General features: G+C 55.9%; 11 protein-coding genes. 2 read left to right on the top strand and 9 right to left on the bottom strand.

The genetic code is table 11. The annotated features are described in order from the left end of the window. Positions 1-316 precede the first annotated feature (316 nt). The 3 genes from KPG71_RS17540 to KPG71_RS17530 form a co-directional block, all read right to left on the bottom strand. Positions 317-553: a hypothetical protein gene (locus tag KPG71_RS17540; RefSeq protein WP_216339734.1), complete on the bottom strand. Its 237-nt coding sequence runs from the start codon at positions 551-553 to the stop codon at positions 317-319. A 429-nt stretch (positions 554-982) separates the two neighbouring features. Next, the gene (locus KPG71_RS17535) at positions 983-2,557 is read right to left on the bottom strand and encodes a hypothetical protein (protein WP_216339733.1); all 1,575 of its coding nucleotides are present in this window, start codon (positions 2,555-2,557) and stop codon (positions 983-985) included. Positions 2,558-3,542: 985 nt separating this feature from the next. Beyond that, the gene (locus KPG71_RS17530) at positions 3,543-3,803 is read right to left on the bottom strand and encodes a hypothetical protein (protein WP_216339730.1); all 261 of its coding nucleotides are present in this window, start codon (positions 3,801-3,803) and stop codon (positions 3,543-3,545) included. Positions 3,804-3,833: 30 nt separating this feature from the next. Here KPG71_RS17530 and KPG71_RS17525 point away from each other — a divergent pair, with 30 nt between their 5' ends. Further along, positions 3,834-5,336, top strand: a complete 1,503-nt coding sequence (locus tag KPG71_RS17525; protein WP_216339729.1) for an NAD(P)/FAD-dependent oxidoreductase — start codon at positions 3,834-3,836, stop codon at positions 5,334-5,336. Positions 5,337-5,347: 11 nt separating this feature from the next. On the opposite strand, the gene KPG71_RS17520 is transcribed toward KPG71_RS17525, so the two are convergent. Genes KPG71_RS17520 through KPG71_RS17505 form a run of 4 tightly spaced genes read right to left on the bottom strand, consistent with a single transcriptional unit; the run spans position 5,348 to position 9,810 of the window. Beyond that, on the bottom strand, positions 5,348-6,340 hold the full coding sequence (locus tag KPG71_RS17520) for a sulfotransferase domain-containing protein (RefSeq protein ID WP_216339727.1): 993 nt from the start codon (positions 6,338-6,340) through the stop codon (positions 5,348-5,350). Beyond that, positions 6,273-7,298 (bottom strand): glycosyltransferase family 2 protein, encoded by a 1,026-nt coding sequence (locus KPG71_RS17515; protein WP_216339725.1) that lies wholly within the window; start codon positions 7,296-7,298, stop codon positions 6,273-6,275. Before KPG71_RS17515 ends, KPG71_RS17520 begins: the two co-directional genes overlap by 68 nt. After that, entirely contained in the window at positions 7,295-8,797 is a 1,503-nt protein-coding gene (locus KPG71_RS17510) for a hypothetical protein (protein WP_216339723.1), read from the bottom strand. Before KPG71_RS17510 ends, KPG71_RS17515 begins: the two co-directional genes overlap by 4 nt. After that, the gene (locus KPG71_RS17505; RefSeq protein ID WP_216339742.1) at positions 8,794-9,810 is read right to left on the bottom strand and encodes a UDP-glucuronic acid decarboxylase family protein; all 1,017 of its coding nucleotides are present in this window, start codon (positions 9,808-9,810) and stop codon (positions 8,794-8,796) included. The genes KPG71_RS17510 and KPG71_RS17505 overlap by 4 nt, the downstream gene beginning before the upstream one ends. Before the next feature lie 670 nt (positions 9,811-10,480). Between KPG71_RS17505 and KPG71_RS17500 the strand changes: the two genes are divergently transcribed. After that, positions 10,481-10,993, top strand: coding sequence for a VPLPA-CTERM sorting domain-containing protein (locus KPG71_RS17500; protein ID WP_216339721.1), 513 nt, complete (start codon positions 10,481-10,483; stop codon positions 10,991-10,993). Positions 10,994-11,071: 78 nt separating this feature from the next. Here the strand turns inward: KPG71_RS17500 and KPG71_RS17495 are convergent, their stop codons facing one another. Together KPG71_RS17495 and KPG71_RS17490 are read right to left on the bottom strand one after the other, a co-directional pair. Then, positions 11,072-11,959 (bottom strand): glycosyltransferase family 2 protein, encoded by an 888-nt coding sequence (locus KPG71_RS17495; RefSeq protein ID WP_216339719.1) that lies wholly within the window; start codon positions 11,957-11,959, stop codon positions 11,072-11,074. Beyond that, on the bottom strand, positions 11,940-12,761 hold the full coding sequence (locus KPG71_RS17490) for a CpsD/CapB family tyrosine-protein kinase (protein ID WP_216339717.1): 822 nt from the start codon (positions 12,759-12,761) through the stop codon (positions 11,940-11,942). The genes KPG71_RS17495 and KPG71_RS17490 overlap by 20 nt, the downstream gene beginning before the upstream one ends. Between the last annotated feature and the right edge of the window lie 12 nt (positions 12,762-12,773).

Below are 12,773 nucleotides of genomic sequence, written 5' to 3'. Positions count from 1 at the left end.
ACCGCCTCAATCAAAGCCGCGCCCGCCTCGCCGCCGCTAACAAATGAACCTCACAGAATTGGCCTGACGGCCAATGCGCCTTGGACCGGGCTTGCTATATGAGGGCCGCACGCTCCAAGGCGCTCGCCCCAAACTGGCCCACTTTTGCTCCGCCACAATGGCCGAATTTTACTCCGCCGTTGACACCCGCATAAGATATATTATGTAAATAATGAACGCCACAGAACAGCACCCGCAAAAGACAAAATCGCTCATGATGTGCCGCCCTCAGGGAACATCACCAACTTTCAATTATACTTCAACAAGTTCTCGTCAGTTACAGATTGAAATGAAAATCGTCCGAGGACAGGAATGCGCTAATGACTGATCTATCGGCGACCTCGGGTTTGGGCGGCTGAGGAACCTGCCTTACCGTCTGTGCCGTTGCTCGCATTGTGGTCACGTCCTCGGCCACTAGGTCCGGGGCCGGGGCGGATTGCAGCAAAAAGAATAATCCTTGCCGGGTGCCCTGCAAGTGCTTTGGCATTCTGCGCGTTGGCACGATCTCGTTCATGATGTCCTCTTGTCACCTTTGATCCGAACGGTTTCCGAACCGGTGACGTATTAGAGATCAGAACAAATTGGCGAAAATCGGGCGACGCGGACGAAACCCTGAACAACAGTGCGAGCGATTTCTGGACATTTGATACTGCTCCTGCTCAATGGGGCTTCGTATCAGCGACGCTTTGCAAGCGCCGCGCAATAAATCCCCAATACCTGATCAATTTTCCTGCCAGTCGAACTGGCTTTGGATTTTTTTATTTCTGCCTCAATCATAGTTTGCCTTGTTGCAGGGGCATTTGCCAAGTCAAAAATTGCCCGCGGAAGGTGATCGGGGAAATCTTGCGAGATTGAAGGCGTGCAGGTTGCATAAGCAATCCACCAATGGGGGTTCTGGTATCTGATGGACCACCAGATGCCGGAACTTAACACATCGAGCAGTTTAGCCCCCGTCAGAGCCGGGCGGCAGTTTCATTGCCATCTGCGGCACGTCCCCTGCTGGGCGTTCCACCATATAATACGGCCTGACCAAGCCAGTTGCAGTATGTACTCTTCCTTCCGCATCAAATCGTATGACGCCACTCTTTCCCGTCCGTTCCCAGCACCGCAGATTTCCTGCGTCATCGTACTGGTAACTGTCGCGCCAATCGCTCCGTGGAAAGAGCACTGGATCGGCATAATCTCCCTCCGGCACCCGGAAATCGCGGCTCTCGATGCGCATCTCGCCATCGGGGCCACGCCCATAGCGCCGCGTCTCGTGCTGTGGCAGCAGGAACGAGATCAGGCCCGGCATGCTGTTATACTCGCCACTGCGCGCGAAAACACCGATATCAATACGGTTTGAGAGGATCTCAGGGCGTCCTGGCACTGGGCGCGGCGATTGCCAATCAAGTGTGATGCGCGCCCGCAATCCTTGCTCATCCAGTGGTTCGATCCGAGTTCGGGCGGGATCGCCACGCAAGAGACGCCAAGTGAAATTTGGCGTACGGCCATTGGGATCACGCGTAGCCTCTGCCGAGATTACCATGCTACGGGTCGGAACATGGCTGCGCCACAGCCGGGCGAGAGCCACGGGCGTATCAAGAAGCCGCTCACTCAACCCTTCGCCGAAATAGTCGACCCCTTCGATCGTACGCGTCTCCGACAAAACCGAAAGTCGCGCCATCGGCGGCACAGTCTCCGGCGTCAGCGCATTTGCAAGCCCGACCATCCGCACCAGGTCAATCTGATTGCCCGGTATGACCGAAGGGTGGGCCAGCCCCGTAAGATAGGCCTCCCGGCTCAGCACCGGGGCGAGACCGTGGCGAAAAATCATCTGCACGGTAGATGCGAGAAGCTGGTTTTCATGCAGGAACGCCTTGGTTTCCGGGCGAAACGCCGCAAGGATCATCGCCAATGCCTCCAAATGCGGTCGGTCCGACCCGGATGACCCCTGCGAAACGAGGAAAAACGGCGTGTTTGCTGGAATAAGATCCCCATGCTTTGGGTCATGATCGCGATGTTCAGGATAAACGTGAATCTGTCCGGCCAAATAGTTTTGATAGAGGATCAGTGACCCGTGCTCATGGGTCAGGGCCATGCGCGGCAGGGATCGCCAGAGCGGTCCGTGTTTTACGGCCGTAGAGGAATTGCCAATAAGCGGCGCATCAAAAATCACCGGCCCTGCGAGACCGTAGTCAAACCCTGCCTTACGCATCTCTGCGTCATAGACCACGTGAGTAAGTTGCGGATGCGCCTTGGGAGCGAGCATGGAATGTCCGCGGTCACGGTTCTCATAAAGATCGCCGTGATTCCCCGCTGCGCGCCCCTCGAAAACCAGCTGTCGGAGCAGACGATGCCCCGCCGCTCGCGCCATTGGCCCGAGGACTGGTGCGCTAGTCTCGGGCACCCGCACCCGCGCCAGAAGCCGCCGCCCCGGAAAGAGGCGCGACAACAAAGAAAGATGCAGCAAGACCTTGCCCCCATCTGCCACGATGGGGGTTCCCTTGGACAGTCCTCCCTCTTGTGAAACCGCCATCCCCGGCAAAACTCCTAGCCCAACCAGGCATCGGAGTACTTTACGGCGAGTGAGACGAGAAAATATCATCAGATCAAAGCCTGATACTGAGGAGAGCAACCTTCGGAGATATACAAGCCATCCTGACCGGATAATCTTTTTACTTGCAAGACCAGTGAGCGTTACAAATACCGGTCGCTTAAATCCCAGTTCCTCTGTCTTGGAAAAGAAATTACTCAACACCAAGCGATCTGATCACTCAGAGCTTTTCGATACAACAGTTCAATGCGTCTCAGACAAAATTGGCCCGCGCCTAATTTGTTCATACTCACTTGAGTGAAATGGTCATGGACAGCATTGCCAAGTATGTCTTGGCGTTGGCAAACTAGCCACCAGCGCCAATGCTCGCGGCCACTGTTGCACCATCCGGGACGGATGTTTTCCTCCGGCGGCAAGCAGAGCGGGCCTTCCGAGGTCGGGGTTAAGGATCAGCATGCCAAGATCGGAGTGTTGGTAGTTGAGAACGACCTTTTGTCCGAAGGGCTCAAGAAGTGAGCCTCGAGAAGAAACGCGCAATGATCCGCCGCGCCCCTCCTGATCCAAGCATCTCTAAGCAATGTTAGCTATTGCGGCTAAGCCGGTCGGCATTCTACTACACCGGATGACGCCACTCCGCGGCTGAACGACAAATGCCCGTGGAGGCATACTGGAACAACCGAAATCAGAAATCGTCTGTATGCAATCTAAACAGGATACATCTTGGAGACGCTGCCAACTTGCCCGGAATGCCGGGACTACTTCAATTAAACACTGTTGGTACATACAATTCTGACATTAGCACCGTATTGTTGATAGGTCGGAACCATGCGTCCCAAGTTCTTTCAGTTTGTGTTCTTGTCCGACCGATCTCGGCATTCAGGATTGTCCGGACGCCTGGTGCCTGCAGTCGGAAGGCTTGCGTTGGGATGCGCCAAAACGAGCATCCACCTGTGAGGCAATGTCTGGATTATTTATAAACATCAGTATGATACGATACTTCGTAATTTTTATTGCCCGCGTTATCACCTTCGGATTTCTTATGATACGATGATATCTCTGACTTCGGTAAGGCGATCACAATTTTTTCCGGATTGGCATCTTCTCGGCGTTTCTGATGTTCACCTGGGTGGGAAATAATTGTGGGAAACCCATCATGAAGATAGCCGTATCTCAGATAATATGCCATCAAGTTGCCATAGGGTATAAATGCGTTGATAGACTGAAGCATCCAACTAAAGACTGATTTTGGAGTTTAGGTATGGGCAAAACCAATTTGAGCCAAGAGACAGTTCCAACCGTTGTAATCGGGGGGGGGCCAGCAGGACTCACCGCCGCCTATGAACTTCAGAAATTGAGCGATACACATGTTCCGCATGTCCTTGAGGCGTCGGATATGGTCGGGGGGATTTCGCGGACCGAAGCCTTTAAGGGCTATCGCTTCGACATTGGCGGGCACCGGTTTTTCACCAAGGTGCGCGAAGTCGAGGATATGTGGAATGAGGTGCTGCAAGACGATTTCATCACGGTCCGGCGCCTCAGTCGTATTTTCTATCGCGGCCAGTTCTATGACTACCCGCTGCGCATTTTCAACGCGCTCGGCAATATCGGTCCGTATGAGACCTATAAGATCATCGGTAGTTTCATCAAATGGAAGATCCGCCCGAAAAAGCAGGAAGACACATTTGAAGAATGGGTTATCAACCGTTTTGGTGGGCGGCTTTATATGCATTTTTTCCACAGCTACACCAAGAAGGTCTGGGGCATTCCGCCCTCAGAAATTCGGGCCGACTGGGCAGCGCAACGGATCAAGAACCTGTCGCTGCCCAAGGCGGTCTGGAACGCCATATCGGGGGCAAACGACACCGCAAGCCTGATTGAGGAATTCCACTATCCGCGCCTTGGCCCCGGCATGATGTGGGAAAAGACCCAGCAGCTGATCGAAGAAAAGGGCGGAACCGTTCAAATGCGTTCCGAGGTCGTCAAGGTGAACCGCGACGGCAATCGAGTGACATCGGTCGATGTGCGGCGATGGGACGAGGAAAACGGCGCCAGCGAGACCATTGAACGTGTCGAAGGAGAGCATTTCATCAATTCGATGGCAGTGCGTGACCTGATCCATGCATTCGACCCCCCGCCACCGCCAGAGGTTGTCGAGGCCGCCGACCGGCTAAAATACCGCGACTTCTTGATCGTCACTCTGATGCTTGATCATGCCGATCCGTTTCCGGACAACTGGATTTACATCCACAGCCCGAAGGTGAAGGTCGGGCGGATTCAGAATTTCCGCGCCTGGTCGAAGGAAATGCTGCCCGATCAGGACACGTCATCAATCGGGATGGAGTATTTTTGTCAGAAGGGCGATGGGCTATGGTCATCCTCGGACGAAGATCTGAGAAAGCTGGCCAGTAAGGAACTCGAGGATCTGGGCCTCGCCAAGGCTAGCGATGTCTTCGACTCGACGGTGATCCGCCAGCCCAAGGCTTATCCGGTCTATGACGGGGAATATAAGGATGCCCTCAATATCGTGAGCGGCTGGCTGAAAACGCTTGAGAATTTCCAGACAGTTGGGCGCAATGGCCTGCATCGCTATAACAACCAGGACCATTCCATGCTGTCGGCCATGTATGCGGCCCGCAATATCATGGGGGCCAGCTACGACGTGTGGGATGTTAATATCGAACGCTCCTACCACGAGGAATTCGAGGTCAAGCCCAAACAGAAACGTCTCCTGGGCAAGCTCGGTAAGAACACGGCGCTCTGAGTTGTAGTGCTTTAGGCGCGCCAAGCGCTCAGATCGCGGTCCAAAAGATCTTCGAGCGCCCGGATTTCAGGCAAAAGCCTCGCGCGCAGGATTTCCCGGGCGCGTGGCGGTATCGTAACGCCGCGCCGAAGGTTGAACTGCGACAGGCGATCCCGGATTTTCCAGCGAACCTCTTGCGGCATGACCTGCGCAATCAATCCTGTGACCGGATTGGGTTTCATCAGAAAATCCTGAAACAGCCGGCTGCGGGGAATCCCCCCCGCATTAAGCTCAGAGGACAGATCCGGCTCAAACCCGGTATCGGCCCCTATGAATTCGGTGATGCTAGCAACCAACTCCTTCGGATCTGTCTGAAAGTCTTCATAGGTCCGAATCAAAATTTGTTCGCGATCAAACAGGCTGAAATACCGCGATAACTGCTTAGCGTAACAGGGAAAGCGGGAATATCCGAACAAGGGTTGCCAGCCTGCGGCCAGCCGCTTTTCCTCGGCCTCCAGCGCCTCGGTAAAATCTTCCAAGGGTTCAATGCGTTGCTTCACAGCATACAAATAGTGGGAAAACGCCTGGTCGACCGGATTGCGCAGAACCACCACCATGCGCACCCGTGGAATGTGGCGATGAATCCGCTCCGGCGCCTTGGGCGAAAAGAGGTAAAGCGGAGAGGCCTCGCCACAAATACTGCCGGGGGGCGCATCGTCAAACAGGGCGCGGTAATCCTCTAACCGGGTGAGCGAATTGTTGACGTAATCCGCGCCCGGCCCCGTGTATTTGAGGATTTCGCCCTCAAAGGAAAAGAAATTCGGCTCTTTCGCCTTGGGCATGAAGATGTTCGGATTCTGCCGCAAGTAACTATGCAGCGCCGTCGTGCCGGCCCGTGCAGCGCCAAGGATCAGAAAATCCGGCATCGCGGTCGCCCGATGCCCCTGGGCCAAAGCGCTAGTTCCGCGTGACATGGAGTTTCTGCTTATGCCCCAGCACGTGATATTCAAACAGGCACCAGACATAAACGCTGGCCGAATAGACGTAATAGAACTGGTGATAGAGAATGCATTTGACGGCGAACCACAGACCGCCATGGGTGGCCATGGTGCGTGCCAGATCCAGATTGGCGATAAAGGCCAACGCGACCAGCAATAGCGTCAACGGCCACAGCCCAGTCCAGAAAGGCAGCGCCAGCACTGACAGAAAAAGCAGTCCGGCTAGCCCAGCTCGCAACCGCTCCATTGTCGAGGTATTCAGATCATCAGTCAGCCCTTCGCGGGAAATCATAAGCCGCGACCATGGCAGGGCCCGACAGAAGATATCGGTTCTCAGACTGTTGCGCATCGTCCAGACCTTCAGGTGCTTGCCTTGCAGGCGTGGCTCCACCACAATGCGGCGCCCGGTCTCGACGATCCGGTATCCTAGCTCGATATCCTCGATCGACGGGACCTCGTAAGTCTTGATGTCGAACCCGCCCACCTCGTGGAAAACATCCCTGCGGATAGCGCCACAGCCCGCCCAGAAGGTTCGGGCGTCGCGCTTGGCCCTCTGGTGATAGTATCGGTGCAAAAGATTCTTGTAGCGCGAAAACCAGCTCTGCCCGTCTGGCGCGTCGTCGTAAGAACCGAACACCGCAGCAACATTGTCTTCGGACATGGCGTGGCGGATATGCTCCGGCCCGTCATCATGAGCAATCACGTCGGAATCGACAAACCACAGGATGTCGCCCTTGGCCTGTTCAGCCGCCAAGTTGCGCGCTGCCCCCGGCCCGCCATTCACCGGCGTGCTCATAACCGTCGCACCCATCTTGCGCGCCAGATCTGCGGTACCATCGGAGGATTGATCATCCACCACCAGAACCTCGCTGACCTCTCCGGCATCGAGCATCCTTATCAGCGGTGGCAAGACCCGGGGCAGCAGATGTTCCGCATTGTAGGCCGGCATCACCACGCTGATTGAAAGAGAATGACTCTCGGTCATATATCTACTCCGGCGGTTTGGCGCCCCTTTCGGCGCGGTGCAGTAGCAGCGGCGGCAAGGAACGCTGCAGCGAACGGCAACAGCCATATCACACGCGCGCCGTAACGGTCCGCCGGTTGCGATACACCACCGCAAATAAGGGCGTTCACCAGAACCCCGGCCAGCAGACACAACACGAATACCTTAAGCTGGCCTGCAACCAGCCCGGGCCACAGCAACAAGCCAACCACGGCCACAAGCGCGGCCAGATAGAGAGCGGCATGCACACGATCAGCCGTCGATATCCAGGACCGGTCGCGGGCCAGAATACCGCGATCGAGAACCGTCAGGCTGTCATCGGTTAACCCGGATAGCGACTTGGCGCTTCGGATGACGGCTTGGGTGGGAATGGTCATCTTCACGCTGACCATTTTCAGTTGCGTGGCAGCGTTCCCGGCGAGGGCCGCGACCGTGGAAAAAGGATACGCTGTCAGCACCCGAAAGAAAAACGCGCGCTGTTCTTGTGCGACGGCGAGTTGATCTTCGGGCGTCATCAGCAAGAACGAGCCAAGATTCTGACTGCGTTCGAAAATGATATGCGCCGCGGTAAGGCGGTAGGGATCATCCGACCAGGACAACGCCTCGTGCAGGGCGCAGGTGGCCAGATCCGGACGGGGGCAGTTCTCGTCGAGATAGGTCATGCCGGGTCCATCAACGATCAGCCGCGCGGTTATGAAGGGCGTGTAGACCACTTGTTTGTGGGCAACCGTTTCCGCAGCAACCTCGAAGGCCTTACGCTCGGCGAATCCGATCAGAACGAGGCAGGCAACGAAACCAACAGCGAACCAGCGGCCCGATCCTTGTCGCAGAAGGGCCGCCAGCACGGCCAGGGGCAGCATCAGTCCCGCAATTGCCAGATGCGACGGATGCAGAACCACTGCCAGGGCCGCCAAGGCCAGCGCCACTAGGCGTTCAGTCAGGGTCATTTCGCGTCCCATCGACACAACTGCAGCAATGAGGATCAGTAGGACCGGGGCAAAAATGTCGGGCATGACATAAGCGATATAGAATGGCAGCGCCGTGACCGCCGCTACCAGAAGCGGGATGGCGATCATTGACATGCCGCTCCTTTGCAGCAACCCGGTCCGCCGCGCCGCCCGTACCACCAGCCAGGCCGACAGCAGCACCGCCGCGAGATTCACCAGCGCGATCCCGCCAAGCGCATCCAGCCGCCAGAACACGGCCACCAGAAGCGCGTAGATCATGGATCGCGAGCCGTTGGTTGTGTCATCCGTCTGGGCGATCTGGTTTGCCCCCACCGTACCGGCGGATTGGGTATCCTCGGGCAGGATCAGGGACAATGTTGCATTGCCCTGTTTGAAATAGCTCCCCGTGTCGAAATAATAGAGCGGGCCATGATTGACCAGCAATACTGCCAGACAGAGCAGTATGGCCGCAACCAGCAGCAGGAACGGCCCGGTCCGCCACGCCAATCCGCCAACTATGCCCTGTGAATTCATTTCTCCGTCACCGTGCGTTGCGTCGTTGCAATTATTTTCTCGAAATAGGCAATCGTGGCTTCCAGCCCGGTTTCAAGGGCCACCTCAGGCCCCCAGCCCAGTTGCTCCCGTGCCCGTGTGATATCGGGCTGGCGCTGGATCGGATCATCCTGCGGCAAAGGTTTATATACGAGTTTCGAGGCTGATCCGGTCATTCGGATCACCGTTTCGGCCAACTCGCGAATGCTGAGTTCCACCGGATTGCCCAGATTGATCGGACCGACAACATCGGGTCCTGAATTCATCAGCCGTATCAGTCCATCGATTAGATCGGAGGCAAAACAGAAGGATCGGGTCTGGCTGCCGTCGCCATAGATTGTAATCGGTTTGCCGGCCAGCGCTTGCATGATGAAGTTCGACACCACTCGCCCGTCATCGGGATGCATGTTCGGCCCGTAGGTATTGAAAATGCGTGCCACCTTGATCGGCAAACCATGCTGCCGGTAGTAATCAAAGAACAGTGTCTCGGCACAGCGTTTGCCTTCGTCGTAGCAGGAACGGTGCCCGATCGGATTGACATTGCCCCAGTAGTCTTCGGTCTGGGGATGCACGGTCGGATCTCCGTAGACCTCCGAAGTTGAGGCCTGCAGAATCTTGGCATTGAGCCGCTTGGCCAGACCCAGCATATTGATCGCCCCGTGCACCGAGGTCTTGGTCGTCTGCACCGGATCATGCTGATAATGGAAAGGCGAGGCCGGACAGGCCAGATTATAAATCTCATCGACTTCGACATAGAGCGGAAAGGTCACATCGTGGCGCATAACCTCAAAGCGCGGATTGGCCAGCATGTGCCGCAGATTGGCGCGTCGGCCGGTGAAGAAATTGTCGACGCACAGAACCTCGTGCCCCTGTTTCAACAGTGCCGCGCAGAGATGCGAACCCAGAAATCCGGCGCCCCCCGTCACGAGGATACGTTTGGCGTTCAAGTCAAGTTCCGGCACCGGAAATTCCTGCGTGAAATGGCGTTCGTTCATTTCCTTACACTCAAGCCCCTGTATACGAGAATGTTGTAACCGCCCAGGCATCGGCGCTCCACGCGTGTTCCGCCGCCTCATGACTTTGGCAAGAAATTCTTAGCTGCACCAATGCTTTAACCGCCCTTATAATTCCGGCTGCATTATTACTTGAGCAGGTCAGCCGACCTGAGGCTGAAAGTCTACATCCATTTGCAAAAAAAGGAAGTTCGGATTGCCGACAGGGTGCTTTGTGTGGCCAATCTCCCTGTTCCGCAGGTTTGTCGCCCAAACAGAACCAATAGAAGGCGGAATACACATAAAACACTAAGTGCCGCGGCGCGGTCTGTTGTCGCAAAACATTGGCGGGAAACATATCCCAACCTAGGCCCCAGTATCCGGTTCCCATATAGACGGTCACGCAGCGTGGTTGGAATACAGTCAAGTCATTTCCATCCGATTCTGCGAACACCCCGCCAGCCCTATCTATTGTTCACGCCGTGGAAACAAATGTCGATATGAAGTCAAATTTCATTGCATTTATGTTGCGATCTGCCCGAAAAATTCCATTTTTTCCTGCCAATACTTGACTTGAAACTACACCTAAGCTTTAGTGAATACTGTACTAACGGTGCCACTGTACGTTGTGTATCGTGGTTATTTTATATAATTCTTAGAGGGGTGGGAGCCTATGTTCAAAACATTAAAACTCATGGTGGCAGCACTTGCTACTGCGGTACTGATGACCGGAGCGGCCAGTGCGCTAACCGTCGTTTCGGCTGGTAACTCTTATGACATAACGTCCGACAACCTGTTTCTCGGCGCTGCCACGTCGAATGGCGGAGCGGGTTCTTATTCGGTGAACTTCTTCTCACCGATTGATCCGGTGCTTGGCAAAGCGAACGCTTCTGTGACGCTCAAAGTTCTGGGCACGTTCAGCGGTCTTACAATGAGCTGGGTTGATGCCGCCACCAATACCGTTCTGCAATCCACAGCGGTTCTTGCTGACGTTACAACAAACCTTAATACAATGTTCACCGCGCCGAATCTCAACCAAAACCTTGTCTTTAACTGGACGGACTCCGCGCAAGGTGTAACGTTCGACTTTGACGTCGCGGCCGTACCGCTGCCGGCAGGGGGTGTTCTGCTTCTGACCGCGCTTGGAGGGCTGGGGCTTGCACGCCGCCGCCGCAAGGTTGCCTAACTTCGGTTTCTGAAAAGCCAAAAAACTTCTTGCTGGGGGCCGTTTTCGGCCCCCTTTTTGCATGGGTGAAGTGGTCGATCAGATCGTGCCGCCTGCCGCCTGTCGCAGCATCCAGACCATGCGCTGACATCTTAGCCGGATGAGCGTCGTGATGGCCCGCAGGATTTCGCCGGAAGAGGTTAGCTTGTCACTGCGCAATACTTTCGGAATATGAACCACCGCGCTGGCTGGCATCGCCAAAGCCCGGATCGCCCATTTCAGTCGCTTGGCCGGGCTGGTTCCATTTAACTGAAAGCCTTCGCTTGTGGTGCGCCGCCACTTTGCGCGCAGCGCAGGCCAGTCCTGCCGGGCCGGGTGGCTGACCTGCAGCCGATCCTCGTAGATCAGGCTATAACCATGCGCAACAGCCCGCATGGTCCATTCCCGGTCTTCCGACACTCCGTTGATGAAACCGCCAATTTCGTCAAAGACATCCCGCCGGGTCAACAGGTTTCCCGCTCCAGAACACCCCTGAACCTCGATATATCTGCGGAAATTAAACGCGAACACGGCCTCGAATGCTTCGGCCCCGCTGCGCGGTGGCGACGTTTCGTCGAACACGTTGACCCGGCCACCGATCAAGTCGGCCCGAGAGGCGACCTCACGCCCAACTGCAAGCCAGTCGCGGGCTGGCACACAATCGGCATCAATGAAAAACAATCTCTGCGCGGAGGTCTCACGTACACCCCGGTTTCGAGCGGGGGCCGCGCCTTTCTCAGGCTCGGTAATGAATCTCACTGCAGGAAAGGACGCGCACAGATCATCCAGGGAAACCGGCGAATTGTTATCGACAACGACGATCTCGGTGTCGCGGATATCATTGAGCATCAAGGCTTCAAGACAACGCTCCAGCCGCGGGAGGTCATTGTAATGCGGAATGATGACCGCGTCAGCCGGAGCAACTGGCTTAGTAGGCGTCGTACTCATAGCCAAAGGCCCCACTGGCATAGCGGCATTTGTTCAGGACAATCCCCATCACATTGGTAAGCTCTGCCAGCTGCCGTTCGGCTAGGTCGATATGGTTCATGCTCGTCTTCTCGGCCTCCGCAAGCAACAGGGCGCAGTCCATGTTCTTGAGGAGCCCATGGGTGTCGTCGCTGGCCATCAGCGGCGGGGTGTCAAACAGGACTATATCGGGATGATATACGGCCTCGATCTGCTCTAACGTTTCGATCGCCCGCCGACTCTGCAGAACTTCCGACGGATTATAGGTCAAGGAATAGTTCAGCCCGAAAATCAGGTTCTCTCCATAGCGTATGGCATGATCATGAAATGGCACCTTGCCCTGAATGACATCGGCCATGCTATGCGTGCCGGACTGGCCCAGAATTTCAGCCAGCCCCATGCGGCGCAGATCGAAATCGATCACGATTACGCGTAGATCGGCCTGCCGGCCCAGGCTGAAGGCCAGATTGGCCGTGGTCGTGCTCTTGCCACATCCGCTATAGGGAGAAGTCAGCGCAACGCGACGCCATCCGTTGGTGCGAATCTGCTGCAACATTTTCGTCCGCAGCATATCGTAGGGCGCGGCCTCGTGGCCTCCTTGGTAGGACAGAAGCCGATTTCGTATGACGACCTTGCTGTCCAGTTTGATCTCCGGCAGCGCCGTCCAGATATTTTCAGTATCTTCCGGAACGATCCGTTGCTCTTCCGTCAGTCGCACAGTCTCGAGCGTGCGGCTGGCACGTTCCACTCGCGCCTTCTGAATTGCTTGCTGAAGACGGTCCATCACATCTCTCCT

The sequence above is a fragment of the Roseovarius sp. PS-C2 genome (genome assembly GCF_018862045.1).
Lineage (GTDB): Bacteria > Pseudomonadota > Alphaproteobacteria > Rhodobacterales > Rhodobacteraceae > Roseovarius.
Note: the sequence above shows the minus strand (reverse complement) of the source record. Positions and strands in the feature narration are given on the sequence as shown.